Origin of the sequence: Hymenobacter wooponensis, from assembly GCF_004745865.1 — a bacterium.
Classification (GTDB): domain Bacteria; phylum Bacteroidota; class Bacteroidia; order Cytophagales; family Hymenobacteraceae; genus Hymenobacter; species Hymenobacter wooponensis.
Window position 1 is genome coordinate 135,010 of sequence record NZ_SRKZ01000001.1, and the last position, 26,082, is coordinate 161,091.

26 protein-coding genes are annotated in these 26,082 nt (G+C 56.8%); 10 read left to right on the forward strand and 16 right to left on the reverse strand.

Features of this window, described 5'->3' with window-relative positions:
* Window positions 1-39: 39 nt before the first annotated feature.
* The 5 genes from EU557_RS00485 to EU557_RS00505 form a co-directional block, all read right to left on the reverse strand.
* The gene (locus tag EU557_RS00485) at window positions 40-729 is read right to left on the reverse strand and encodes a DUF1361 domain-containing protein (protein WP_135528465.1); all 690 of its coding nucleotides are present in this window, start codon (window positions 727-729) and stop codon (window positions 40-42) included.
* A 67-nt stretch (window positions 730-796) separates the two neighbouring features.
* Window positions 797-2,398, reverse strand: coding sequence for a TolC family protein (locus EU557_RS00490; protein WP_135528466.1), 1,602 nt, complete (start codon window positions 2,396-2,398; stop codon window positions 797-799).
* Window positions 2,395-3,798 carry an HlyD family secretion protein gene (locus tag EU557_RS00495; RefSeq protein WP_135528467.1) on the reverse strand — a complete coding sequence of 468 codons (1,404 nt, stop codon included), beginning with the start codon at window positions 3,796-3,798 and terminating at the stop codon, window positions 2,395-2,397. Before EU557_RS00495 ends, EU557_RS00490 begins: the two co-directional genes overlap by 4 nt.
* A gap of 109 nt (window positions 3,799-3,907) precedes the next feature.
* A complete protein-coding gene (locus tag EU557_RS00500) occupies window positions 3,908-5,635 on the reverse strand; it encodes a peptidase domain-containing ABC transporter (RefSeq protein ID WP_135528468.1) in 1,728 nt (575 codons plus the stop codon).
* 67 nt (window positions 5,636-5,702) lie between these two features.
* Window positions 5,703-6,368, reverse strand: a complete 666-nt coding sequence (locus EU557_RS00505; RefSeq protein ID WP_135528469.1) for a TetR/AcrR family transcriptional regulator — start codon at window positions 6,366-6,368, stop codon at window positions 5,703-5,705.
* A 451-nt stretch (window positions 6,369-6,819) separates the two neighbouring features.
* Between EU557_RS00505 and EU557_RS00510 the strand changes: the two genes are divergently transcribed.
* The 5 genes from EU557_RS00510 to EU557_RS00530 all read left to right on the forward strand — a co-directional run bounded on the left by EU557_RS00510 (window position 6,820) and on the right by EU557_RS00530 (window position 12,669).
* Window positions 6,820-8,805 (forward strand): ABC transporter substrate-binding protein, encoded by a 1,986-nt coding sequence (locus tag EU557_RS00510; RefSeq protein ID WP_135528470.1) that lies wholly within the window; start codon window positions 6,820-6,822, stop codon window positions 8,803-8,805.
* 97 nt (window positions 8,806-8,902) lie between these two features.
* Window positions 8,903-10,225, forward strand: a complete 1,323-nt coding sequence (gene hemL / locus EU557_RS00515) for a glutamate-1-semialdehyde 2,1-aminomutase (RefSeq protein ID WP_135528471.1) — start codon at window positions 8,903-8,905, stop codon at window positions 10,223-10,225.
* A 196-nt stretch (window positions 10,226-10,421) separates the two neighbouring features.
* Window positions 10,422-11,294: a hypothetical protein gene (locus EU557_RS00520; protein ID WP_135528472.1), complete on the forward strand. Its 873-nt coding sequence runs from the start codon at window positions 10,422-10,424 to the stop codon at window positions 11,292-11,294.
* 90 nt (window positions 11,295-11,384) lie between these two features.
* Window positions 11,385-11,921, forward strand: a complete 537-nt coding sequence (gene dcd / locus EU557_RS00525) for a dCTP deaminase (RefSeq protein ID WP_135528473.1) — start codon at window positions 11,385-11,387, stop codon at window positions 11,919-11,921.
* 229 nt (window positions 11,922-12,150) lie between these two features.
* The gene (locus EU557_RS00530) at window positions 12,151-12,669 is read left to right on the forward strand and encodes a hypothetical protein (protein WP_135528474.1); all 519 of its coding nucleotides are present in this window, start codon (window positions 12,151-12,153) and stop codon (window positions 12,667-12,669) included.
* A gap of 76 nt (window positions 12,670-12,745) precedes the next feature.
* Here EU557_RS00530 and gldC read toward each other — a convergent pair whose 3' ends face one another.
* Entirely contained in the window at window positions 12,746-13,084 is a 339-nt protein-coding gene (gene gldC, locus EU557_RS00535; RefSeq protein WP_135434516.1) for a gliding motility protein GldC, read from the reverse strand.
* Window positions 13,085-13,176: 92 nt separating this feature from the next.
* Complete coding sequence (gene dnaN / locus EU557_RS00540; protein WP_135434515.1) at window positions 13,177-14,301, reverse strand: DNA polymerase III subunit beta; 1,125 nt, start codon at window positions 14,299-14,301, stop codon at window positions 13,177-13,179.
* Between the two features lie 276 nt (window positions 14,302-14,577).
* Between dnaN and EU557_RS00545 the strand changes: the two genes are divergently transcribed.
* Window positions 14,578-15,021, forward strand: coding sequence for a BLUF domain-containing protein (locus EU557_RS00545; protein WP_135528475.1), 444 nt, complete (start codon window positions 14,578-14,580; stop codon window positions 15,019-15,021).
* A 27-nt stretch (window positions 15,022-15,048) separates the two neighbouring features.
* On the opposite strand, the gene EU557_RS25650 is transcribed toward EU557_RS00545, so the two are convergent.
* From EU557_RS25650 to EU557_RS00565, 5 genes are all read right to left on the reverse strand, one after another.
* On the reverse strand, window positions 15,049-15,315 hold the full coding sequence (locus tag EU557_RS25650; protein ID WP_210115955.1) for a hypothetical protein: 267 nt from the start codon (window positions 15,313-15,315) through the stop codon (window positions 15,049-15,051).
* Window positions 15,316-15,329: 14 nt separating this feature from the next.
* The gene (gene gldG / locus EU557_RS00550) at window positions 15,330-17,048 is read right to left on the reverse strand and encodes a gliding motility-associated ABC transporter substrate-binding protein GldG (RefSeq protein WP_135528476.1); all 1,719 of its coding nucleotides are present in this window, start codon (window positions 17,046-17,048) and stop codon (window positions 15,330-15,332) included.
* Between the two features lie 107 nt (window positions 17,049-17,155).
* Window positions 17,156-17,881, reverse strand: coding sequence for a gliding motility-associated ABC transporter permease subunit GldF (gldF, locus tag EU557_RS00555; RefSeq protein WP_135528477.1), 726 nt, complete (start codon window positions 17,879-17,881; stop codon window positions 17,156-17,158).
* Between the two features lie 148 nt (window positions 17,882-18,029).
* Window positions 18,030-18,938: a gliding motility-associated ABC transporter ATP-binding subunit GldA gene (gene gldA, locus EU557_RS00560; RefSeq protein WP_135528478.1), complete on the reverse strand. Its 909-nt coding sequence runs from the start codon at window positions 18,936-18,938 to the stop codon at window positions 18,030-18,032.
* 90 nt (window positions 18,939-19,028) lie between these two features.
* Window positions 19,029-19,721: an SDR family oxidoreductase gene (locus EU557_RS00565; protein ID WP_135528479.1), complete on the reverse strand. Its 693-nt coding sequence runs from the start codon at window positions 19,719-19,721 to the stop codon at window positions 19,029-19,031.
* Window positions 19,722-19,732: 11 nt separating this feature from the next.
* On the opposite strand from EU557_RS00565, the gene EU557_RS00570 reads away from it, so the two are divergent.
* On the forward strand, window positions 19,733-20,515 hold the full coding sequence (locus EU557_RS00570) for a GIN domain-containing protein (protein ID WP_135528480.1): 783 nt from the start codon (window positions 19,733-19,735) through the stop codon (window positions 20,513-20,515).
* Window positions 20,516-20,536: 21 nt separating this feature from the next.
* Window positions 20,537-20,974 (forward strand): hypothetical protein, encoded by a 438-nt coding sequence (locus EU557_RS00575; protein WP_135528481.1) that lies wholly within the window; start codon window positions 20,537-20,539, stop codon window positions 20,972-20,974.
* 75 nt (window positions 20,975-21,049) lie between these two features.
* Here the strand turns inward: EU557_RS00575 and EU557_RS00580 are convergent, their stop codons facing one another.
* A complete protein-coding gene (locus EU557_RS00580) occupies window positions 21,050-21,763 on the reverse strand; it encodes an SDR family oxidoreductase (RefSeq protein WP_135528482.1) in 714 nt (237 codons plus the stop codon).
* A 115-nt stretch (window positions 21,764-21,878) separates the two neighbouring features.
* On the opposite strand from EU557_RS00580, the gene EU557_RS00585 reads away from it, so the two are divergent.
* Complete coding sequence (locus EU557_RS00585) at window positions 21,879-22,610, forward strand: MlaE family ABC transporter permease (RefSeq protein ID WP_135528483.1); 732 nt, start codon at window positions 21,879-21,881, stop codon at window positions 22,608-22,610.
* Window positions 22,611-22,685: 75 nt separating this feature from the next.
* A complete protein-coding gene (locus tag EU557_RS00590; protein WP_135528484.1) occupies window positions 22,686-23,495 on the forward strand; it encodes an ABC transporter ATP-binding protein in 810 nt (269 codons plus the stop codon).
* Between the two features lie 139 nt (window positions 23,496-23,634).
* Here the strand turns inward: EU557_RS00590 and EU557_RS00595 are convergent, their stop codons facing one another.
* From EU557_RS00595 to EU557_RS00605, 3 genes are all read right to left on the reverse strand, one after another.
* Entirely contained in the window at window positions 23,635-24,180 is a 546-nt protein-coding gene (locus EU557_RS00595; protein WP_135528485.1) for a YfiT family bacillithiol transferase, read from the reverse strand.
* 129 nt (window positions 24,181-24,309) lie between these two features.
* Window positions 24,310-24,933, reverse strand: a complete 624-nt coding sequence (locus EU557_RS00600) for a bifunctional nuclease family protein (protein WP_135528486.1) — start codon at window positions 24,931-24,933, stop codon at window positions 24,310-24,312.
* 123 nt (window positions 24,934-25,056) lie between these two features.
* Window positions 25,057-26,034, reverse strand: coding sequence for an electron transfer flavoprotein subunit alpha/FixB family protein (locus EU557_RS00605; protein WP_135528487.1), 978 nt, complete (start codon window positions 26,032-26,034; stop codon window positions 25,057-25,059).
* Window positions 26,035-26,082: the final 48 nt, after the last annotated feature.

Consider the following 26,082-nt stretch of genomic DNA (forward strand, 5'->3'; position numbering starts at 1 on the left):
CCCATAAAGAATAACCCCCTAGCTCAACTGTAGAGTGGCCTAGGCCGGCTCCTCCCCCATGCGGCCCAGCAGGCGCACGGTGGCATAGCCCAGCAGCAGAAAGGCGCCGTAAAGCAGCGTCACGCCCCAGGTGCCCAGGTGGGCAGATGGGTGCAGAATCCGGTTAAGGATGTCGTAGAAAAGCGTGAGCGGGTTGGTAAGGATATCCCAGCTGTTGAAGCGCAGGTAGCGCCCCAGATAGATGCCAAACGAGCTCAGCAGCAGCGCCACGGTAGCAAACGCCCAACCAGCCCCCCACCCCAGGCGTCGCGCCACAATGGCTTGCATATCGGTGAGGGAGGCATAGGCCAGCATCAGTCCATTCCAGGCACAGCTCAGAATCAGGGCCAAATCGTACCAGTACGGGGCTCCGGCCCGCGGCTCCAGATGAAACAGGTCGGTGAGGATGTAGGGAGCATTTGGGAAGAATAGCAGCCACACCGCGCCCACGGGCAGCAGCACCCGCGCCTTCACCCGCCCGGCCGTAAGCCCCAGCATGGTGCTCAGGCCAAACGGAATGATGGCCAGAAACAGGTTCCAGAGCAGAAAGGCAAACAGCACCTCATGCGCCAGAAACACCCGAAACGTAATCAGCAGCACACTCAGCGTTAGCGAAGCCCCCAACAGCAGCATGAGGTTGAGGCGGTGGCGAATCTGTGGCAGGGATAAGTTGGCGATGGACATCAGCATACCAGTACGTTCGGATTTTTAAACCAGCGTTCCTAACGGAAGGTTGTGCCGGTATATTGCCGCTCGCCTATAACTCAACACTCGCCGGCCCCCCAGCGGCCCAGCGCAGTGTGGCTTGGGTTTGGGCATACTTGGCCTGCAGCTCGGCCAGCTTCACACGCGCCGACACCAGGCTGGCTTCGCGGGAGTTGATTAAGAACACTGAGCTTTCGCCGTTTTCGAAGCGGATTTGCTCGCCGTTGCGCAGGATCTCCGCGTTGCGTACCACTTGCTGCTGCAGAGCCAGCTGCTCACGCAGGGCCTCCCAGTCGTTGGCCACGGTGCGCAGGGTGGTTTGCACCTCGCGGGAGTCTTGCTGCAGGTCCAGCTCGGCCTCTCTGATCTTCAACCGGTTCAGCTGCAGCTTGGCTCTTTCCTGGCGCAGCAGCAGCGGATAGGCAAAGCTTACGCCCAGCTTGTAGTTGTTTTGCAGGTAGGAGCCACTCAGGCTAGCCGATTTCTCGGGGTTGAAGGGCTGGCCCGCCTGCAGCAGGTTATAGTCTACCGTAAGCTTGGGCAGGAGCTTGTTGTTGAGCAGGCGCCGCTCCACTCCCAGCTGGCTGATTTTAGCGCGGTTCTTCTGCAGCTCCGGATGAATTTGCTGGGCCAACTGGGCTAGCGCGGCCACCGAGTCGGGCGCGAGGGTGCGCCAGTCGGTGGGGCCGGGCAGCACCTGCGGGCGCGCCGTAGTGGGCAAGTCGCGGGGTTGTTGCTGCTCGTCCCAGAGGTAGTTGCTGAGCAGCAGCGTGGCGTTGCGGAACTGCACCCGGGCCTGCGCCAAGGTAGCTTCGCGGTTCTGCAACTCCGTGAGGGCCTCCACCGAGTCGATTGCAGCCAGGTCGCCGAACAGTACGCGCTGCCGTATGGCACTGAGGCGCACATTGGCTAGGCCAGTATTCCGGTCTAGAAGCTGCAGGCGCTGGTAGTTCAGGCTCCAATCCCAGTAGTCTTTGGCGGCTTGCAGCAGGAGCTTGTTCAGGGCACTGCGGCGCTCCGCTTCGGCCAGCCCCTGCAGAGCTTGCGCCTGACGCACGGCGGCCCGGCGCTCATCAATCAGCAGGCCCTGGGCCAGCGGCACCGACAGGCCTACGTAGCTCAGTCCGTACGGAGCCGTATAGTTTTCGGGGTTGATATAGGTACCCGTGCCGCGCTCAAAGCCGGCTTTCACATCAAGACCATACCACACCGGAATCCGCAGCTGCGAGTCCCAGTCGTGGAAGTACTCTTTGCCGCCCAGGGTTTTACCATAGTATTTGCTGGTGGCGGCGGGGTCAAAGAGGCCCCGCGCATACCGCACCTCTTGCTGGGCGCGCTCAGGCAGCAGTCCTGCCTGGCGTGCTACCGGGTGGCGCAAAGCCACGTAAGTGAGTAGGTCGGCAAGGGTGAACACCTCCCCCGAATCGGCGGGAGCGGCCACTGGTGGTGCTGCTACCCCCCGCACGCTTCCGCCATCTGGCTGAGCTACCACGGTTGTAACCCGCGTGGGAGCAGGATTGACTGGCCTAGCGGCAGGCACCACCGCCTTGCTGGCGGGAGCAGCCATACGGCGAGGGCCACTTGCCGTTTGGGCAGAAGCAGGTTCGGCCAAAAGCAGCGCTAGGCCTAGCCAAGTAAGAATGAGCTTCTTCATTTCTTCTCCTCCTCTTCCTCACTGGCCGCAGCTCCTTTGTCGGCCTTTTTAGCGGTTTTGCCTCCTTTTCCGCCCTCGCCGGGTGCTCCTACAAAGTTGGGTGGGAAGCCATTGAGCTGCCGCCACAGTTCGTACCAAATCGGTACATTATCCAGCAGGGCCCAGCCGTACACCCCCGAGCCTACGCGCAAGGGCTTAGGCCAGGGCTCCAGGTCGGGATCGGGGGTAACCAAAATGCGGTACTGGCCCTGCGAGTCAATGTTATCAATGACTGCCACGCGGCCCCCGAAAGTACCGAAGCTGGTGCCCGGCCACCCGCTGAATACCAGAGCTGGCCAGCCATCAAACTGTAGTCGCACCTTGCGGCCTACGCTCAGCAGCGGTATATCCATGGGCTTGACGTAGAGCTCAGCGGCCAGCGCCGGGGCATTGGGCATTACCGATACAATCGGCTCGCCTTCTTTCACAATCTCGCCCAAGCCTTCTTTCAGGGCCCGCACAACATAGCCATCCTGCGGGGCCGTGATTTGGTAGTAGCCCGAGCGGATGCTCAGGTTGGCCAGCTCATTGCGCATTTTGGCAATCTGCCCCTCGGTATCAAATTGGTAAGCGGTAGCCGAACGACGATCTGACTCCGACTTAGCCAGCTTGTCCTGGTATTCCGCCTGCAACGACGACAGCTCCAGTTGGGCGTTGATCAGCTCCTGCTGGCTAACACCCAGCTTGTTTTCCGCCGACTGCCGCTTAGCGGTGCTTTCCTGAAATTTCAGCCGGCGCTGTTCCAGCTCGGTCAGGCTTTTGAGCCCCTGCTGATAAAGCGCTTCCTGGCGGGCCAACTGCTGGCGCGCAATGTTAAAGTCGTTTTCGGCGGCGCGGAGCTCGGCCTGGTCAGAGTTGAGCTTGAGGCGAGCCTGCGACACTTTGTTGCGGGCTTTATCGAGGCTCACTCGTAGGCCACTCCGCAACGCTACTTGCTGCGAGCCCAGGGCTACCGTCTTGCCGCGGTTTTCTTCCAGCGAGGCAATTTTGGCCGCCAGCTGCTCCCTGGTGCGCTGCAGCAGCTCAGGGTCGAAGTACTTATCCTTGATTTCAACAATGGAAACCAGGGTATCCCCCCTCTTCACCTGCTGGCCTTCGCGCACGTGCCACCGCTCAATGCGGCCGGCAATGGTGCTGGGCACGGTTTGGGGGCGGTCTTGGGGGCGCAGGGTGGTGAGCTGGCCGTTGGAGCGAATGTTCTGCGTCCAGGGTAGAAAGCCGGCCAGCAGAATTACCAGGCCTAGGCCACCAAGCCAGCGGGCCAGGGTACGGCCCGCCGTGGGGGTTTGTACCCGACCAAAAGACCGAAAATTGGCCGTGAGCGGGTTGGTTTCTTCGAGGGGACGTTCAGCAAAAGGCATAGTACTAGGTGTGCTGATTAGTGAGTTGAAGCGATGGTGATAGTCAGGCGGTGGCAGGCGGCAACGTGGGTTTAGTAGCTCCGTTGCACCTGTGCTCTTCTGCCCAGGCCTATATCAGTTCTCGCAATTCGGGCTGCTGCGAAACGGTGTCGAAGGGGCCGTCAGCAATCAGGCGACCTTCCTGGAGCAGGGCTAAGCGCGGGCAGAGCGCCAGCACGCGCACATCGTTGGAGGCGAGAAGCACCGTCCAGGGTTGCTCGGGGGCCAGCATCCGCTTCAGAATGCGCAACCGCTCAGCAGGCTCCACGCTGGGCAGGAAGTTATCAAGTAGCAGCAGGCGGGGGCGCCGCACTAGGGCCCGGGCCAGCAGTAGCTTTTGGCGCATACTGTCAGAGAGCGGTGAGCCCACGCCGAGGGGCGTATTGAGGCCCTGCTTGCGCCCGTAGAGGTCGTCACGCAGGCCAACCAGCTCTAAGGCCCAGGTCACATCATCGGCCGTGATATTGGCTTGGTCGAGGGTGATGTTTTGCAGTAGGGTGCCTTCAAAGATGTTCTGGTGCGAGATGTTGTCGCCGAGGTGCTGGCCGAGGGCTTTGCTGGATATGTTCTGTAGCGCCAGCCCATCGTAGGCCACTACGCCAGTGTAGCCTTCTAGCAGACCCGCCAGCACACGCAGCAACGTGGTTTTGCCAGAGCCATCGGAGCCAGCCAGCCCCAGGTGCTCCCCGGCCGCCAACGCTAACGATACATCCTGCACGGGCTGCTTTTCGCTGCCTGGGTATTGGTAGCTTAAGTGGCGCACCTCTACTCGTAGGCCAGTACCAGCCGTAGCCAAGGGTATCTCAACACCCTCGTGCGGCTCCAGCATCGGCAGGTCCAGCACGTGCCCAATTTTATCGAGCGAAGTCAGGGCATCGTACACCACATCCAGCTTCAGCAGTACTTTCTCCACGGCCGAGATGGTAAGAATAATCACGATTTCGGCGGCCACAAACTGACCAATGTTGATTTGCTTGCTAATCAGCAGCCAGCAGCCAATGATTAGCAGCGCGGCCGTAATCAGCGTTTTGAAGGCCACGAAGCCCCAAAACTGGGTCAGGAGCACTTTGAAATGGCCTTGGCGGGCAACGAGGTAGCCCTCCACTAGTCCATCGGTGCGGGAAATGGCTACTTCCTGACGGGGGGAATGCCGGAATGTGTGCACCGTGCGGGCCACGTCTTCCAGCCAAGCCACCACCCGGTACTTGTACTTCGATTCGGTGAGGCTGGTATCGAGGCCTTTAGGTCCGGTAAAGCGAATCATCAGGGCCAGTAGGCCTATCAGCAGCAGGCCGAACGCAATGAAAATGGGGTGGTAAAACGACAGCAGAATCAGGCCAAACAGAATCTGCAAGGCGGCGGCTGAAAACTCTACCAGCAGCGTGGCTAAGCCCTTTTGCAGGGTGGGCGTATCGAGCAAGCGGTTCATGAGCTCGGGCAGGTATTGCCCATCCAGCGACTCCGTTCTGACCCGTGGCAGGCGCACGGCAAAGTCAAAACTCACGCGCGCAAACAGGCGCTGCTGAATAAACTCTACTAAGTAGAGCTGCATTACCTGCAGTGCCCCCACCAGAAACGTTCCGAAGACAATAAACCCTATCAGTACAATGAGGGACGTGCTAACATCGCCGCTGCTTACAAACCCAATAACGGACTGTACGCCCAGCGGCAGCGTCAGGCTGATAAGGCCCGCCAGCGCGGCATATATGTAGAGGTAGGTAATGTCGCGCCGTTCGGCAGCCAGCAGGCGTAAGAGCCGCTGTCCGGGGGTAAGAGTAGATTCCTGAGAATTGGCCATGGCCGGAGGTGTATGTTGCGAGGAGAGTGAGATGGGTAGGAGAAGTACTAGGGCAGTGCAGCCTTGGCTAGGCCAGTGATTTGAAGACCAGGTTCTCTAGAAAGCAGTAGATGACCTGTTCAGTGGGCTCCCCGGTCTTGTCGGTGAAGGAGGGCAGGTGCTGAGCGAAGAACAACTGCTTGCGGGAGGCTTCCAGCAGGGTGCTGGCCAGGGCGTGCGGGTAGGGATAAGCAGGATTTATTTCCCGCACTACCGCCGAAATGTGCGCCACCAGCTGCTTGTACTCCCGGAACAACCCGGCCTGGTTGTCTTCATCAACCCCACGGGTGAGGTAAGATTTAGACGCCTCATTGACCACGATGCGGTAGAGCGCGGCCTCATCTAGGCCAGTGGTTGTGGGGTCATCGTGGTGGGCGCGGGTCAGGATGCCCAGAATCAGCCGGAGCCGCTGGGCCGGATCGGGCATGTTGTGGGTATGGAACCGAATCTGATAGTAGAGCCACGCCCAGTACCACGACACCAGATACACCAGCAGCCGGTGCTTGTTCTCGAAGTAGCGGTAAAGTGAGGCCTCCGTAGACTCCATGCGCTGGGCCAGCTTCTTGAAGGTGAATTGCTCCAGCCCGATTTCATCAATCAGCCGCACACTTTCCCCAATCAGCCGACGCCCTAGTGCCGTATCCTGCGGATCACGCAGATAGAGCCGGTCGTTTAGATGAATGTTTCTCAGCATGTTGCACGGTTAGTTATCTGACTCAGGAAGTATTACTTTACCCTGTGATAGTCTTACTTACAGCCTTAAGAGCACGAAGCCCTATCTCGACCGTAGTAGCCGCAGATGTCTCTTCCAGACTTCGGTACAAAGGTACCGCGCCATCAAACTGCCTAGCTTAAGGCCACATTAAATGGGACTTAATTTTCCATTAAAATGGCAGCACAGAAAGCTGGCCTGGGGCTAAGCCCACGCTACCATAAAGCCTAAGCTAGGCCACTGTTAGTGGGCTCACTGCTTTGGTAGCAATGAGGCAGCTCATGTTCTGAAAGCTCTGCCCTGGCCTAGTGAGTAGGCATAGTAGTTCGCTAGCCGTTACCATCCCGGCGGTATCTACGTACCTTTGCGCGAAGGCCCGCGAGTATGCGGCCCGTTGATTTCTCCCGCCTAAATTTCCCTGGCCCCTCGGTCTATGAGGTCATTCTCTCTTCTGCAACTTGCTACGCTGTGCACTGGCCTAGCCCTCTCGGGTTCGGCGCTGGCTCAGCAAACTACTCCAAAGCCCGCTGCCAAGCCGGCTGCGCCCAAAACCACATCGCCCACTCCGTCTAGCAAACCCACGGTACCCGCTAAAACCGCGACACCGGTTAAGACTACGGCCCCTACCGTGAAACCCACGGGCACTGGCAAGCCTGCAACTAGCACCACACCCAAAGCCACTACCTCTGCTGCCGCTCCGGCCGCTAAGCCTACCACAGCGGCCGCCCCCAAGCCAGCAACCACTGCTCCGGCTCGGCCTGCGGGTCCGGCTTTGCCAGCCAACCTCGGCTCTTCGGACCCGAACATGCGCTACAAAAACGGCAAGCTGCTGATAGACCAGAAGCGCTACGACCTAGCCATGCAGGAGCTGGAGCCCCTGACGGTGCCCAGCAGTAAGTTTGAGCGGGCGCCCGAAGCAGCCTACTTATACGCCGTAGCAGCTAGCCGCGCCAAAAAATGGGCCGAGGCCGAGCAAATGCTCAATCTCGTGCGCAACCAATATCCGCAGTGGGGTGGCCTACCAGAAGCGCTATTCCTGCAGGGCCAGGTATCGTTTGAGCAAAACGATTTCGACAATGCCCTAAAGGTGTTGAGCCTGCTGCCCGCCGACCGCCTAGTGACGGAGCGCGAAAACATGAAGGCCGTTTACCTGCCGCGCATTAAGGATAAAGCCACTTATCAGGGCCTGCTCAAAACGTACCCCCGCGAGGCAACTCTGGGCCGCGCCTACGCCGACAAGCTCGCCAATGGTGGTTGGTACACAGACGCCGATAAGGGCCAGCTCAACGACCTGATTGCCCAGTTCTCCCTCGACCGCACCCGCTACACTCCGCGCCCCCGGGCTCAGAAGAAAAGCACCTATAATATAGGAGTGCTCCTCCCCTTTGAGTTCAACGACCCAAGCTGGGAGAAGCAGCGCAAAAACCAGTTTGTGACAGACCTCTACGCTGGCATGCGCTTGGCCCAGGACTCGCTGCAGCGGGAAGGCCGCCCGGTCCAGATCTTTGCCTACGATACTGGCGCCGATACCCTGCAGCTTAAGAGCGTGTTGGCCCTGCCTGAAGTAGCCTCCATGGACATGCTCATTGGGCCAGTGTACAAGTCGGGTAGTAAGATTCTGGCCCGGTTTGCCCAGCAGAAGCAGATTTTGTGCGTGAATCCCCTGTCGCGAGACGGCGACCTAGTGGAGGACAATCCGTGGTATTATCTGTATGAGCCCAGCTCAGAAACGCAGGCCAAGCAGGCGGCTGAGTTTGCGTTTGCCCGCCTTGGTGGCCCACGTACGGCCGTAGTGCTCTACGAAGACAGCAAGGATGATGCATCCTTCGGTGAAGCCTATAAGCAGGCCTACGAAGCGTTGGGCGGTAAAGTGGTAGAGTTACGCCGCATTAATTCTGATGTAGAAGAGTCCTTGTCGGCTGGCTTTGCGGGAGTTGATCTAAAGTCAATAGGCCACTTGGTGGTGGCATCTGACCATAAGAAGGCAGGCCCCTACACCTTTGGCGTTATGCAGGCTCAGGCAAGCCGCCCCGCCCTCATTACGTATGCCTCCTGGCTAGACAATAACCGCGTGAGCCTAGGCCAGTTGAATGCCCGTAGCGTCTATTTCGTCCAGCCCAAGTTTATTGACAAAACTAGCCTCGGGGTTCGGCGTTTTCGCCAGCTGTACACGCAACGCCAAAATCTGCCACCGTCCGTTTTCGCATTTTCGGGCTTCGAGATGCTCTACTACTTTGCCTCGCAGCTGCACCAAAACGGACCAGCTTTCCAGCAGGAGCTAGCCAACAGCGGCCCGGTTTCCGGTGCTCTTTTTCAGGGTATTGGCTACCCCGCCGGGGCTCACGATAACCAGTATGTGCCCATCACAAAAATGGAGCGCCTGGAGGTGGAAGTTCTGAACCCTGTGGGCATTCGATAGGTTATTACATAGCCGCGCTACGCTGCGGTAAATGCCCTAGAAACTACTCTTTTTGATGTTTAACGCCGCCAGCTGCCGCTGACGCTACTTTGTTTCCATGTCTGAATTTCTGACTGCTCCCGACCTGACGCTCACCACCTCTGATGCCCTTTTCACCCGTGCCAAAGACCATATCCCGGGCGGAGTAAACTCTCCTGTGCGGGCCTTCCGGGCCGTGGGCGGACATCCGGTGTTCATGCAGTCGGCCAAAGGCGCTTGGCTCACGGACGTTGACGGTAACCGCTACCTTGACTTCATCAACTCTTGGGGCCCCATGATTCTAGGCCACGCCCCCGACTTGGTGCTAAACGCCGTGCAAGAGGCCATTCAGGGCTCGTTGTCGTTTGGAGCGCCCACGCGCCGCGAGGTGGAGATGGCAGAGCTCATCAAGCAAATGGTGCCCAGCATCGAGAAAGTTCGGTTGGTGAACTCCGGCACGGAGGCTACTATGTCGGCTATCCGGGTAGCCCGTGGCTATACAGGTCGGAACAAGATCATCAAATTTGAAGGCTGCTATCACGGCCACGGGGATTCCTTCCTGATTGCGGCTGGTTCCGGTGCTCTCACCCTCGGCGCCCCCGACTCGCCTGGCGTAACCCAGGGTGTAGCCCAAGACACGCTGACGGTACCCTATAACGACCTCTCCGCTACCGAGCAGGTTATTTTGGCCAACGAGGGGCAAGTGGCTGCACTCATCCTGGAGCCGGTGGTGGGTAACATGGGCCTGGTAGCTCCTCAAGAAGGTTACTTGCAGGGCCTACGCGACCTGTGCACCCAGCACGGCATTGTGCTCATCTTTGATGAGGTAATGACTGGCTTCCGTCTGGCCCGCGGCGGCGCGCAGGAGCTCTACGGCATCACGCCCGACATGACGACCCTAGGCAAGATCATCGGGGGCGGTATGCCCGTAGGAGCTTACGGTGGCCGCAAGGACATCATGGACCAGGTAGCCCCGGCAGGTAAGGTGTACCAGGCTGGCACGCTCTCCGGCAACCCTATTGCCACGGCTGCTGGCATTGCCCAGCTCACCTACCTACAGGAACACCCCGAGCTGTACGATCAGCTTAACCGCACTACTACGCGCATCGCCGATGGCACCCGCCAGATCTGCCAGGAGCTGGGCCTGAACTACACCGTAAACCAGGTGGGCTCTATGTTCAGCGTGTTCTTCACTGATCAGCCCGTTACCAACCTGGAGGAAGCGAAGCAGTCGGATACGGAAGCTTTTGGCCGGTACTTCCGCGCCATGTTGCACCGCGGCATCTACTTGGCGCCCGCTCAGTACGAGGCGCTATTTGTAAGCACTGCCATTACCGATGAGTTGGTAGACACCTACCTCACCGCCTGCCGCGAATCAATGCGCGAGGCGCACGGCCTGTAGGCCACTGCTGCTAGTCTAGCCCAACAGCTTAGCAAGACCTTACTTCTCCACCTTTCGCAGCCGCTACTGCTGAAGGTGAGAGAAGTAAGGTCTCTTACTTTCTAGGCCACTTCTTCAATAACGCACTCCTTTTCTGCATTCTCTCACCAAACCCTGGGAGCAACCGGCTACCTTTGCGGCAAATCCCTTTGCTGCCATGTTCCGATTTCGTTCGTTTTTTCCGCTGCTCTTGCTGCTGTGGCTTGCCGTGCCCGGCGCGCTCCTCGCCCAAACGGAAACCCCGGCGGCAGCTAATAAACGGTTGTTTGAGCGTACCGTCGATGAGCTCAACTTCCGCACCATGGAAACGGTCTATGATAAGACCTTCGCCCGTGGCAAGTTCCCGGCTAACCTACGCAGTGCCAAGGCCCGCCGCGAGTTCGATAATTTCCCCGGCCGCCCCGATCTGCAGAAGCTCTTTCATAATTACAACGACGTATCGGAGCGCTTCAAAGGCAAGTTCGGTTCCGGCCGCACAGACCTGATTGAGTTTGAGAAGCAGCTGAATACCGTGCTTGTAGATAAGAACTTCGAGTTCTTTGTGCGAGTACTGCCCCGCGATGAGCGGGTGGCCCTGATTCGGGCCCTGCAACGCGTTATCAAGCAAGGCACCGCGCAGTTCAATGCCTCTCAAGACCCCGCTCCCGAGGAACTAGCTGCCGATGGAGCCGCTGTGCCACCCGCTGTTGATGGCGAAGTAGCTACTCCTAGCAACGCGCCAGCCACTGTAGCACAAGAGGATGTGCAGCCTGCCCCCGAGGGTAACTTGGCCTCAGCCCCAGCCTCCTACCCTTCTCTGCGCCCCCTGGATGTATCGCCTCGCCACGACTGGGTTGATTACCTCACGTTGCTGCTGGCAGGCAGCTCCCTGCTGCTCACGCTCTTTCTAATTACTGGGCCCCTGGCCGACCTGCGCAACCGCCTCGATGCGCTCAGCGACGAGCTAGAGGAGCGCAAGTCGGGCTCCACGGCCCGGCGCCGCACCAGCACTTTACCCGAAGACCGTTACGAAGACGGTGATGACGAGTAAAGAGGTAGCCCCGCCGCCAGGTTTCTACTGCTAGGCCACTTTGCGGCAGCCAGCTTCCCTCTGCACTTCTACTTTTTTAACTGAACACGCATGATTCTCACCGACCAGCAGATTCTCGCCGAAATTGAGCGGGGCAACATTGTTATTGAGCCCTACGATCGGACCTGCCTCGGCACCAACTCCTACGATGTGCACCTGGGCCGCTACTTGGCTACCTACCGCGATGCCGTGCTGGACGCCCGCAAGCATAATGAAATCGACGTGTTTGAAATCCCGGAGGAAGGCTTCGTGCTGCAGCCCGGCACGCTGTACCTGGGCGTAACGGAAGAATACACCGAGAGCCACGCGCACGTACCGTTCTTGGAAGGCAAGAGCAGCGTTGGCCGCCTTGGCATTGATATTCACGCCACCGCGGGCAAAGGCGATATTGGCTTCTGCAACACCTGGACGCTGGAAATCAGCGTGTCGATGCCAGTGCGCGTGTACCACCTGATGCCTGTAGGCCAGCTGATTTACTTTGCCGTGCAGGGCGATGTGGAAACCTTCTACAACCGGAAGGCCAATGCCAAGTACAATGAGCGCACCATAAAGCCAGTAGAATCCATGATGTGGAAGAACCGCTTCTAGGCCACTACAGCCCAGGTAGCACTATCTACATTACCTGTATAAACCCAAGCGCAGCAACCGTTGTGCTTGGGTTTATCGTTTTCAGCTCACTTTCTGGCTTATGTTTTTGATTCAGAATAAACTCGCTGGCACAGTTTTTCGTTATAATCAAGACAAGCTGCCCTGGTTTTGACCAGTTCATAATCGGGAGGCTGACGCTGATTGTAGATCTAAAAACGTGCAGATACTGATGAGAAAGCAACTTGCCACCGCTGCCCTGCTCCTCGCCGCTACCATCGGCGTGCAGGCCCAGCAGAAACCGTCTCTAACCCAACCGCAGGATAAAACCAAGCCTTCACCTCGCCTGAACCCCGTGCAGGAGCGAGCCAAGCGTCTTTCCGACCAAATGGCCCGCGACTTACGCTTGAACGGTTATCAGGCCACTAAACTGCGGGCTATTAACGAGGATAAAGTAGCCAAAATGGCTGCTATTGAGCAGCGAAACGCTGGCAACCAGAAGGTTATCACAGAGCAGTGTGATCTTGTGTGCAAAGAGCGTGACAAAGAGCTGCAGGCCGTACTCTCCACCGACCAGTACAGCAACTATTACGATTCGCGCGCCACTTTCCGCAAATACGACCGTGACTATGCCGCGAAATCCGCTGACGCCATCTTCGTAAACTCCGTTCAGAACCCATTGCCTGCCAGCAGCAAGGGCGCTACCATTGGGCCAGCTCGTACCGCTACTCCTGCCCCTACTGCTCGGTAAAAGCAGTGGCCTAAATATATAAGAAAGCCCCGCTAGAACTATCTAGCGGGGCTTTTTCATGTTCGGTTGGTAGAAATTAGCGCTGTTTGCGCTCTTCCTCCTCAATGTGGTCCATCAACACGCGGCACAGGTCACGCATTTTGGTAGCCATTACAGAGTCGTTGGTGGCCGTTACGATGCTCTCGGCCATGGCACCCATGGTATCTACGTAGAAGCGCTTCATCTCATCAACGGGCATCTCCTTGGTCCACAGGTCAATCTTCATGGTGCCGCGCTCATCCCGGTCCCAGAGGGCAATGTTGATGGCTTTGGCGAAGTGGATATCGGGACCCGCGTCGGTAGCCGACCAGCTGATGGCCTCGGGTACTTTCTGATCGTCGAGGGCGATGCTGAAGCGGATTTCAGATTTTTTCATGCTGCGAAAGATTAAAAAAGAACGTCATGCTGCGCGAGGTTGAAGCTTCGCGCAGCATGACGAACTACTTGAATTGTTCAGTCAAACCGAGATTAAACGTAGTTGTTCAGCATCACTGGCATCACCAGCATCAGAATGTTCTCGTTGTCGTCGGGAGTAGTTGGCATTAGCAAACCAGCACGGTTTGGCGTGCTCAGCTCCAGCGTAATTTCTTCTGAGTCGATGTTAGACAGCATCTCGGTCAGAAACTTGGCGTTGAAGCCAATTTCCATGTCTTCGCCGTCGTACTGGCAAGCCAGCTTCTCGTTGGCTTCATTCGAGAAGTCGAGGTCCTCGGCCGATACCGTGAGCTCCGAACCGGCCAGGCGCAGGCGAACCTGGTGCGTGGTTTTATTGGAGTAGATGCTGATACGCTTCACCGAGTTCAGCAGCTCCTGGCGGCTGATGATGAGCTTGTTGGGGTTGCTTACCGGAATTACGTTCTCGTAGTCGGGGTAGCGCTCATCAATCAGACGGCACACGAGGCGCATCTGGTTGAAGCTGAAGAAGGCGTTGGAGTTGTTGAACTCTACGCGCACGGTGGTAGCCTCGGAGGGCAGCGCGCCCTTCAGCAGATTAAAGGCTTTGCGCGGAATGATGATGTTAGCCGTCTGGCCGGCACCCACATCGGAGCGGCGGTAGCGCAGCAAGCGGTGGCCATCGGTAGCCACAAAGGTCACTTGGTTATCGGCCAGCTGTACCAAGATGCCCGTCATGGCGGGGCGCAGCTCGTCGGTGCTAACCGCGAAGATGGTCTTGTTGATAGCCCGCGACAGCGAAGACGACGGAATTTCAATCGGCGTAGAGCCTTTTACTACCGGAACCCGGGGGAAGTCAGTGGCATTCTCACCGGCCAGCTTGTAGCGGCCGTTGGAGCTGGCAATTTCGATAGTATAAGTCTCCTCGTCCAGGGTGAACGTCACGGGCTGGTCGGGCAGGTTCTTCAGGGTATCGAGCAGGATACGGGCGGGCGCCGCAATGCGGCCACTTTCGCGGGCTTCCACAGGCAACTCCGTCATCATGCTGGTCTCCAGGTCGGAGGCGGTGATGGTGAGTTTGCCCTCCTCAATTTCGAAGAGGAAGTTCTCCAGGATCGGTACCACGGGGTTATTCGTGACCACGCCGTTGATGCTCTGGAGCTGCTTGAGCAAGGCGGAAGACGAAACGATGAACTTCATAGAAGAGGCAGGGTTTTGGCTGGTGTAGAAGACGACAAAGATAGGAAATGGGAGTGGGTTTGGAAACCACCCCATACAATGAATCCGTCGCTACATAATCGCTAAAATCAGCGTTGTGGGTGCGTATAAAAGCTAGTTTTCTGGTCACTCGCCACCGTATCTGCGTCTGCTTCCAGGTGGCGCCCAGTATACTGAATTAAAGCTCGACTATTGTGTACCACGGAAGAAGCCAATTACTTCGCTTTTGCTTTTTTAAGTTTTTGCTTCGCTTGTAATATGGCTTCCTCTACCCTGCATCATTTAGTCTACCAAAGTATAGCTACGACTCCTCTTGACGATAAAGCGCTAGAAACTATCCTTGTGCAGTCTCGCGCGTGGAACGAAACTCACAACTTGACCGGGATTCTGCTTTACTGTGAAGGAGAACTTATGCAGGTACTGGAGGGAGAAAAGGAGGAAGTGCACTACATCTTTGACCGCATCCGGCAGGATCAGCGGCACTTCCGGGTAGTTAAGCTATCCGATGGTCCTATCCAGGAACGTAACTTTTCGCAATGGTCGATGGGCTTCAAAGCGGTTAACCCAGCCGCCTTTGCGCATTTGAAAGGTTATACTAATCCGCAAGGCGATACCTATCTCTCCACGTATTCCGAAAACGAGAATACCTCTTTGCATTCCGTCCTGTCTGCTTTCGTGATAGAAGACGAAATCAGGTTCTAACCTCTCTGGAGGCTCTCTTTGAAGAATCTACTTATGTAGCCAAGCTGAAAGGGGCACTCCTATCCACAAAGCCAGGAGCAGCAGAATTATTAGGCCTTGCACCAACCAGGTAAGTACTGCGCTGCCAGCTACAAAGTACTTACTATCATACTGCCGCGCCAGCACCTGCCGCACCCGTTGGGGAGTCCAATAGCGCAAATACAGATAGGTAAAGCCTACAACGCACCGTATGGCTTTGCTCACTGCATCTAGGATACCCTCTGCTATTGCTTCTCCCAGAAAGTCAGCCAGCATAGTACTTGGCTAGCTTAGTTGAACGACGCGTATCGACGCTTCCGGCGCCAAGCGCGCACTATGCCAAACAGGCCTAGCAGTACCAGCGGCGCCACCAAATTCAGTAGTTGCCAGCGGCGGCGCTCTTCTACAACCCGCAGCTTATCGAGGGGGCGCAACGTGATTTGCTTGCTGCGCACTGAGATAAGACCACTCTCATCAAGCATGTAATCCACAGCATTCAGTACTAGCTCACGGTTGGCAAACTCGGTATTAGCGAGGCGGTCGAAGCCCAGGCGGAACGGGCGGCCGGTTTTGGGGTCCAACTCGCTACGCACGAAGTCACCATCGGAGAGCACCAGAACTTTAGATGGCCTAGCGAGTGGGGAAGTTTCGGGCAGGTATTGCGTGGTGCCAGGCTGAGCGCGGTTGGCGTAAAGGGAGCGGAACTGCCCTTCTAGCAGGTAGCCTACGGGCTTGAACTGGTCTTTGTACAGCCGCTGCTCGGGCTCTAGCCGGGCATCGTTCAGGTTTACGGGTACCGGCGAAGGCAGGACGCGGGTGTAGCGGGAGGTGAACAGTAGCGGTGTTTTGCGGATGCCTGCGGCCTTCACCGTATCAATACTGCTGACGAATTTTGTGTACACCGCATCAAGGTTGCGGGTAATGGGGTTCTGGCTGAAGTTGTTGATCAGGGGGTAGAACTGCCAGGGCATGGGCTCCACTTTGGGCTTCTCCCCTTCTAGGCCAGTTACCATCGGGATAACCCCAGAGTTGAGGTCCAGAAGCAGGTCGGGGTTTACACGCACGCCGTACTTGAACAGTAGGTCCTCCAGGTTCAGTTGCAACGGGAACGAGAGCATGCCGCCGCGGTTAGCACTATCGAGGTTCACGCGCATAGCGTCCACGAAGAACAGCGCGTTGCCGCCCTGGGTAATGAACTGGTCGAGCTTGAACTTCTCGGGCTCAGAGTAAGCCGTAGCGGGCTTGGCCACAATAACGGCGCTGAGCGTTTTCAGATCCTGCGGGCGGGCCTGATTGAGGTTTACCCGGAACACATCATAATACTGCTGCAGGGAGCCGATCAGGTCACCAGCTTCGGCGTTATTTAGCTCGCCGTGGCCTTCGAGCACGCCAATACGCTTGCGCTTGCCGGGGCTGAGTTTACGGATGGCGCTGGCCAACTCGTATTCCAATCCTTCGATGCTCTGGTTCAGGCGCACGTCGGAGGGGGCAGCTTGGTTGCCGCGCAACAGTAACACCTGCTGCTCTTTACCGCCGGAAGCCACTGTAGCCCAGGGAAAAATGATTTTCTCTACGCGCTTACCGTTCTCATTGGCGCCCAAGTTAGTGGGGCGCAGCCCTTTCTTCAATAAGGTGGCATAATACTCGTTACGGGCCTTTTCAGTGCCAGCGGCGGAGGGGTCTACGAATACGTAGTGCAGATTGGAGCCGCCATGCACCTGCATCTCGTTCAGGGTTTCGCGCACTGATTGCTGCAGCCGTCGGAAGGCGGGCGGAAAGTCGCCTTCCAGGTACACCGTCACGGTTACGGGCTGCTTCAGGTTCTGCAGCAGCGTTTTAGTAGCCCCCGACATCGTGTAGCGCTTTTCCTCCGTCATATCGAGCCGGAAGAAATAAAGCGCGCCCAGGAAGTTGAGCAGCAACAGGCCTAGCAACGCCAACCCGAAGCGCGTTAGGTCGCGGCGTTTGCGCGTGGTGGAGAGAGGTGTAGCAGGAGAAGATGAAGCCATACAGTGGCGAAGTCAGATCAGATTCTTTCGTCAATTCGCGGGGCACGCAAAACGGGCCTTCTAGGCCACCTGTTCGTTTGCTAGCTGACGGAGGGTTATAAAGTAGATTACCAATTGCGGCTCTGCAGCACCAGCCGCGTGCCTAATAGCAAGCCGGCAATCAAGCTAAAGAAATACAGTAGGTCGCGGGAGTCGATGAGGCCTTTGCTCAGGTCGCGGTAGTGGGCCGCAATGCCGAGCTGGCTGATGTAGTAAGCGGGGGCACCATCAAACACCGAAGCCAGTGAGTCGAAGCCTGAGTACACCAGAAAGCACCCCACCACGGCCACCAAGAAAGCAATGATTTGGTCGCGGGTGATGGCGCTGGCGAAGATGCCGATGGCCGCAAACACGGCCGCCAGTAACGCCAGGCCTAGATAAGAACCTACCGTTGCAGCCGAGTCGATGTTGCCTTTTGGCGCGCCTAGCTGATAGACGGAGTAGTAATAGAGCAGCGTGGGCACCAACGCCAGCAGGGCCAGCAGCAGGCACGCGAGGTACTTCCCTCCTATTATCTGCCCATCGGTAAGCGGACGAGTGAGCAGTAGCTCAATGGTGCCTGCCTTTTTCTCCTCCGCGAAAGTGCGCATGGTAATGGCCGGAATCAGGAACAGAAAGATCCAGGGAGCCATATTGAACAGCGTTTGCAGATCGGCGTATCCGTAATCAAGCACGCTGCTATCGGGGAAGACCCACACGAACAGGCCCGTTGCTACCAGAAACACTCCAATAACCACGTAGGCCACGGGGGAGCTGAGGAAAGCGTTAAATTCTTTGCGAAGTATGGCGTACATCTAGTAGTGATGTGCTGGTGATTAGTCTATTCGTTGGTCATATCGAGCTTGCCGAGGCATCTCGCGTGCTGACGTTGTTATACTGACTCATTGATTCGAGCGCGATGTCTCGGCAAGCTCGATATGACATTCTTATTGCTTGTTCCCTTCATTTCGTCAGGGTCTGGAATATTTGCTCCAAGGACTGTTCTTCCTGCCGGAGGCCGAGCAGCACCCAGCCCTGTTGAGCTGCTAGGCGCGAAATAGCACCGCGCTGGTCGGTGCCCGCGGCGGCCCGAATTCGGTAGGTGTTGCCGCTTTCTTGCTCTACTTGTTTGATGCCAGGTAGCGCCAGCAGCGGCTCAGTAGCAATAGGCTGCTCAAACTCAGCCCGAATGATAGTTTCGCCGGCTGCCTTAGCTCCCAGCTCCGACACGGGCGAGTCGGCTACCAGCTGGCCGCGGTTGATGATGACCGCCCGGCTGCACAGCGCTGCTACTTCGGGCAGAATGTGCGTGGAAAAGATAACCGTCTTATCCTGGCCTAGCTCTCGGATCAGGCTTCGGATTTCGCCAATCTGGTTGGGGTCTAGGCCAGTGGTGGGCTCATCGAGGATGAGTACGCCGGGGTCGTGAATGAGGGCCTGGGCCAGGCCTACGCGCTGGCGGTACCCCTTCGACAGTGCCCCAATTTGCTTGTTCTGCTCACGGCCCAGGCCTACCCGGTCTACCATCTGGCGCGCCCGCTGGCGCAGGTGGCTGCCCTTTAAGCCGTGTACCGAGCCAATGAACTCCAGATACTCATGCACATACATGTCCAGGTAGAGCGGGTTATGCTCCGGTAGGTAACCCACGCGGCGGCGCACCTCCAGCGGGGCCGTCTGTACGTCGTAGCCATCTACTACCACCGTACCTGCCGAGGGGGGCAAATACCCAGTGGCAATCTTCATGGTCGTGGACTTGCCCGCCCCGTTCGGCCCCAGGAAACCTAAGATTTCGCCTTTTCCTGCCGTGAAACTGATGTTGTTCACGGCTGCCTGAGTGCCAAAGGTTTTGGTTAGTTGTTGTACTTCTACCATGTATGTGTTGCTAATTGCTGGTTGTTAGCTGTTGCTTGCGGAATGGTTGTCAGAAAGATCCTGAGCGCAACCGCAAGCAACCACCAACCACTACTTAGGCTGCGTAGGCCGCATCTGTAGCTCCGAAATCATAACGGTTTGCGGAGCCTCCAGCGCGTGCACAATGGCGGCGGCAATGTCCTCAGGTTGCATCTTGTGCGGATCGGGCTCCTGGCCGGGCGTAGCGCCGTTGAAGTTGGTTTCCACAGAGCCGGGCATCACGCACGTCACGCGCACACCATTGGGGCGTACTTCTTTGAACAAAGCATCAGAAAAGCCGCGGATGGCGTATTTGGTGGCGCAGTAACCGGCTAAGTTGGCGGTGCCTGCTGTGCCGGCCAAAGAAGCCACATTAATGATGTGGCCTAGATGCTGCTTTTTCATCTGCGGTAGCACCGCCTTTGTGCAGTAGAACACGCCGTGTACGTTGGTGTCGAACATTTCGTGCCAGTCGTCGGATGAGAAGCCGTCCACGGGGCCGAAGTGGCCTAGCCCAGCGTTGTTCACCAGAATCTGGATTTCCAGGCCCAACTCGCGCTGGGTGTTGGTGTAGGCCTCTTGCACGGCTACTTCATTGCGGATATCACACTCAAAGAACTGGAACCGCTCATGCTCCAATCCTTCTGGTGCCGTACGGCCCCAACCCGCCACAATGGCTCCTTTCGCTAACAATGCCTCGGCGGTGGCCCGCCCAATTCCTTTGCTGACGCCTGTGATAATGGCTACCTTGCCGCTTAGGTCCATCGTTTCGGGATATGTCTTGGTTTGAAATAGGGCCGCAAGTTAGCGTCCCCCGCCGGCTTTTACGTGTAACTGCGCTGGGAGTAGCTGCATTCGGGTCTTTAACGTCGTGCAGCAAGGAAAATGAAGCGGGCTGTTTCACGAGCACCGGCAATATTACCACCGAGCGGCGCGAGCTCTCTCCCTTCCGCACGCTCACCACCTACGACAACATCACGGTTACGCTGGTTCAGGATACGCAGACCTACGCTGAGGTGCGGGCGGGGAAAAATCTGCAGGAAGATATTCGGTTGGAGGCAACCGGCAACCAGCTGGTTATCCGGAATACCAGCCGCTGCAACTGGGTGCGCCGCTATGATACGCCCCGCGAGGTAACGCTGCACACGCCCCGAATTCACGACATCTTCCTGCGTGGTCAGTCTGATATTCGCACTGAGGGTACTTTCCGGGCCGATACGCTCTTTGCCCACCTCATCGGCTCCGGCGACTTCCGTCTTGCCCTGCAAAGCCAGTACCTGAACATGGACCAGTACGAGCTGGGCGACATTTACCTGGAAGGCCGTACCCAAGAGCTGCACGTAACTATTGGGGGCAACGGCAGCACTTATGCCCGCGGCCTACCGGCCAACCGGGTCTTTCTGCGCAGCAATATTGCCACCAATGGTAATGGGCATTTCACGGTCACCGAGTCGTTGGTAGGCACGCACGCGGGCACAGGCACTATTTTCTATAGCGGTATCTCTGCTGCCAGCGCCAGTTTGCAGATCAGCGGCAAGGGCAAACTGGTGCAGGAGTAAACTATTGCCTCCAGACTAGCCATGCAGCTTATCCCCGGTTCTTCCTTTCTTACCTCTATACTGGCGGCCTTTACTGCCTTGGGGTTACTGCTGCTCTTCTGGCACAGCACCATCCGGCGCAACGCATACTTCAGCGTGCCCCTGCTGCTGGCGCTCCTGGGCCTGAATGCCGGCGTACTGCTCATCATACTGCACTGGGCAGGTGGCTCCCAACTGCTGATAAGCAGCGGCCTGCTCCTGTTGCTGACGTACAGCTGGTGGTTCTGGCGCAAAACACCAAAAACCCGCCTCGACTATCTGAAGCTGCTCTGGATAGCTGGCCTAGGCCTCTCGGTGCTACTGTTGGGTAGTGGTCAGCGTAGCATTCTGCCTTACGTTTCTGGCGCTACTACTCTAGGTTTTTGGGCGATGTTGCTGGAGTTCATCTACGTCACGTACCTAAAGCGCAGGTCTAAGTGAGGCCTCTGCCTCCATTGAGCAGAGACTTTTCGGCTATGGGCTAAAGAGCCTCTGCTCAACTGAAAGCTGCTAGGCCTACAAATCGCCCAATTGGGGCCGAATTAAGAGTTCTTCTATCACTGCCTGCGGGGAGAGGCTGAAGGTGCTAAAGATGGCTTCGGCCACGTCTTCCGCCTTAATAAACCGTTCAGCGGGTAGGTCGGTGCCTTCCCAGCTGGCCGTAAGGGTGGCGCCCGGCAGCACGGCCGTCACCCGGATGTTGTGCTGTTTGAGTTCTTCGCGCAGGTTTTTGGTCATGCCTAGCAGGGCAAACTTGGCAATGCCGTAGGAGCCGCCGTTGGGATAGGCCGTGAGGCTGGCCGTAGAGCAGATATTGAAAATATGGCCGTTGCGGCGCGCAATCAGGCCGGGCAGCAGGGCCAGCGTCACGTCGTAGGCGCTGAGCAAGTTCACATCCAGCATCTGGCGCAACTGCGAGCCATCGGCGGGCTCATCCTGCAGTCGGCCCGGAATAAAGGAGCCCGTGTTGTTGATGAGCACTTCCACCTGGCCTAGGCCACTTATAAAGTTGGTGAAGCGGCGGGTTTCGCTTTGCTGGCTTAAGTCGGCGGGGTGCGTGTGCAGCTCGGCAGTAGGCAGCTCGGCCGTTACCGTGGCGCGCAGCTCGTCGAGGTCAGCGGCCGAGCGGGCACACGTTGCCACCGGATACCCGGCCTGCAGGAACCTGATTACCAGGGCCCGTCCAATTCCTTTCGTGCCCCCCGTAATCACTACGATATTTTTTTGCATTCCTTTGATTGCTGAAACTGTTTTTACGTAAGTGAAGCGGGCAAGCTCTTCTATAGAATAACTAGAGGCCTACCCGCCCGCAAGTACTCGCTTTTCCTCCTTCTCTGCCGCTTTTATGGTCAAGTCATTTGGCGAATTTCTGCTCTTCATCCAAAGCATGCTCTTTCGCAAAGAGCGTTTCAGCGTGCTCTGGAACCGCACCGTTGATGAATGCATCATCATCGGAGTCAATTCCATCTTCATTGTTGCCATTGTTTCGGCCTTTATCGGAGCAGTAACCTGCGTCCAGATTGCCTACAACCTCACCAACCCGCTTATCCCGAAAAGCACTATTGGCTACATGGTGCGGGAAATGACCATTCTGGAACTGGCCCCTACCATCACCAGCATTGTGCTGGCAGGCAAAGTAGGCTCCAGCATTGCTGGTGGCCTAGGCACCATGCGCATTACGGAACAGGTTTCGGCGCTGGAAGTAATGGGCATTAACTCGGCTTCTTACTTGGTTTTACCGCGCATTGTGGCCGCTATGCTCATGTTCCCGCTGCTGGTCATTTTGGCCATGTCGCTGTCAATCATTGGTGGCTATTTGGCGGGCTCCCTCACGGGCGCTTTATCGGCGCAGGAGTACGTGGAGGGTATCCGGACCGATTTCATCCCGTATAACATTGTGTTTGCGCTCATTAAGTCGGTGGTGTTTGCCTTCTTAGTGTCGGCTATTGCGGCGTTCAAGGGCTTCTTTACTTCGGGCGGTGCCCTAGAAGTAGGTGCTGCCAGCACCGACGCGGTAAACAACTCCATCATCGCCATTCTGGTAGCCGACTTTGCGCTGGCCGCCATTCTGTTGTAATTCAGGCGGCCTGTTGAAAAGCCAGAACCTCCTCTGGTTTGTTCTTTCCTGCGTCCTGACTCCTAGCATTTTCTCATGATTGAAGTACATAACGTTCAGAAATCCTTCGACGGCAATCAGGTGCTACGTGGCATCAATTGCACCTTCGAAACCGGTAAGTGTAACCTGCTGCTGGGTGGCTCCGGTACGGGTAAATCGGTGTTGCTGCAGTGCATTGTAGGCCTCATGAAGCCCGATATCGGCAGCATCACTTTCGATGGCACCGTGTTCACCAATAACAAGGTGGATATCAAGCAGGAAATTCGCCGCAAAATTGGCATGCTGTTCCAGGGCTCGGCTTTGTTCGACTCCATGACAGTAGCCGAAAACGTAGAATTTCCCCTCAAGATGCTCATGACCGAGATGAGCCGTGAAGAGCGCCTTGATAGGGTTGAGTTTTGCCTGAAGCGGGTAGGCCTAGAAAATGCCGGTACCAAAATGCCTTCCGAAATATCGGGCGGTATGAAGAAGCGTGTGGGTATTGCTCGGGCTATTGCGCCCAACTGTACCTACCTATTCTGCGACGAACCAAACTCCGGCCTCGACCCGCTTACCAGCATCAAGATCGACGAACTCATCCACGAAATCACGCACGAGTACGGCATCACGACGGTTGTGGTAACCCACGACATGAACTCCGTAATCGAAATCGGCGACCATATCATTTTCCTCTATAAAGGCCAGAAGCTATGGGACGGCAACAAAGATGAAATCCTGAATGCCAAGGTTCCCGAACTCAAGGAATTCATCTTCAGCAGCAGCCTCGTACGCGCCGCCAAGAAAGTAGACGACGAAACTCACGGTGGCCTAGCCGCCGCTACCACCGACGAGGCTATCAACATTTAAACTTAGGCGTATCTCACCCCTTATATATGCAAAAGCCCTTACGTCTACATGAACGTAAGGGCTTTTGCATTTACTAAGCTTGCCACATGGACGAGGAAGAGTTTGTTCGTCATTCCTCCTTGCAATGATAAACTGGGTATTACCAGGCCTCTCGCTTCCGCAGCTCCGTGATATGAGCCAGATGATGGCGCCCGTGCCAGGCGTACAATACCAGCGCCTGATCCAGCGTAAACGTACGCTTGGAGCCAGGGTGGTAAAACGTGCGCTGCCATTGCGCGTCGGTGAGGTTGCGGAGTAGGAAGGTCCAACGGATATGCAGAGCCTCCAGCAGCGCCAGCGACACGGCTACGGGCGTTGCTTGGGTATCTTGCAGCTCGGCCCATAGTTGCTCTTCGTATGGGCGCACAGTGGGCACATCTTCCGTGAGAGCCAGCTTAAAGCGGGTGTAGCTATTAAGGTGAGAATCGGGCAGGTGATGGATCACTTGGCGCACCGTCCAGCCCTCAGGCCGATAGGGTGTGTCGAGCTGAACTGGAGATAGGCCTGTTACGGCCGCTCGTACCTGGTCAGAGAGCAGGGCAATCTGGGCGATGTAAGCGGTCCGGGCTCCCTTATCCAGCGTCTCATCCGGCAAAACAGGGTGACCAATGGGGTAGCGCAGGTCGGGGGCAGCGGTAGTCTCCATAAGTTGGGTGAAGAGGTGAATGAGCGGCAAAGTAACAACAACCCGGCAGCATAGCCTAGCCAGCGCGCCTAGCAACAGAAACGGCTTCCCTGGTTCAGAGAAGCCGTTTCTGTTGCTAGGCCAGTTGCCTTATCCGTTACGCTTGTTTAGCTCGTCGCGGATTTTGGCGGCCTTTTCATAATCTTCCTTTTCGAGGGCTTGAGCCAACATTTTAGTTAGCTCATCCAACGATACCTGCCCGCTAGGCTCGCGCTGCTCCACCTGGGGTGTAGCAGGGTCGCCGGGTGTGTCGTCATCATCCTCGTCCTCATCGTCGGTGTCCTCATCGGCGTTTTCGTCGAGATCAGACAAGATGATGCCGGCTTCGCTGAGTACGCTTTCCACCGTGAAGATGGGCACACCAAAGCGGAGGCCAATGGCAATAGCATCGGAAGGGCGCGAGTCCAGCTCGAACGTTGTGGCCCCATCAGAGCACACTATTTTCGAGTAGAACACGCCTTCTTTGAGGTCGGATATCAAGACCTCCAGCACTACCACGTGCACCTGCTCGGCAAATGACTTGAACAGGTCATGCGTGAGCGGCCGGTTCGGATTGATTTTCTCTATTTGAATGGCGATACTCTGCGCCTCAAACATGCCGATTATGATCGGCAAGCGCCGGTTGCCGGTCTTCTCACCCAAGATAAGGGCAAATGAACCAGACTGCGACTGGCTGGACGAGAGGCCCAGAATTTCGAGCTGAATTTTTTTCACCAGGGAACGTACTGATTTCTGAAGTATTAGACCTTGCCGTACTGTCTATACGAAAGTGCTAAGCAATTGACGAAAAAGCGAGTTTTTCGCGAATTAATAGCCTTTTAGTCGTAACAGAGTGGCCTAGCCCAGTTCCTTAACGGCCTGGGTTAGTTTGGGCAATACGTCAAATACGTCGCCTACGATGCCATAATCAGCAGCTTTGAAGAAAGGAGCCTCCGGATCTTTGTTGATTACCACGATAACCTTCGACGAGTTTACGCCGGCCAAGTGCTGGATAGCACCCGAGATTCCGCAGGCAATGTACAGGTTGGGCGACACGGTAATGCCGGTCTGGCCTACGTGCTCGTGGTGGGGGCGCCAGTCAACGTCCGACACGGGCTTAGAGCAAGCCGTGGCCGCGCCCAGTGCCTTGGCCAGGTCTTCGATGAGGTTCCAGTTCTCGGGGCCTTTCATGCCGCGGCCACCCGAAACCACTTTATCAGCTTCTGGCAGCAGTACGCCACCCGTCTGCTCCTGCATGATCACCTGCTTGGGAGCATCAGCAAAGTCTGCATCCGTTAGTTGAGCCGAGAACGACTCTACCTGAGCGGTTTTGCCGGCTTCGTGCAGCGCCTCGATAGAGTTTTTCTTCACGGCCAGAATCTTCCGCTCGCCGCTCAGTACTACATCAGCCAAGGCTTTGCCCGAGAAGGCACCGCGCTTCACCGTGAACTGGCCGCCGTCGTTCTTGGGCAGCTCTACCACGTTGGTAGCCAAGCTAGCCTGCAACCGCACCGACAGGCGCGAGCCTACGGCGGCGCCAATGTTGGAGTTAGCCAGTACAATAACTTTAGAATCTTCCTGCTGCGCGGCGGCAGCAATCAGCTTGGTATAGGCACCGTTCACAAAGTCCTTGAGGCGGGGCTCCGCGTCGTACAGCACTTTCGTGATGCCTTGCTCGCCCAGCTGGGCCAGGTTAGCTTCGGTGGCTTCACCTACGGCCACGGCTGTAGCTGTGGTGCCGAGCAGCTGAGCTACCTGGCTGCCATAAGAGGCCACTTCCAGCGAGGATTTCTTTACCTCACCGCCGTCACATTCAACAACAACTAGTACAGACATTATTCTGAGAGGTTAGATTATAGAGCTAAGAACTTAGATGGAATATTC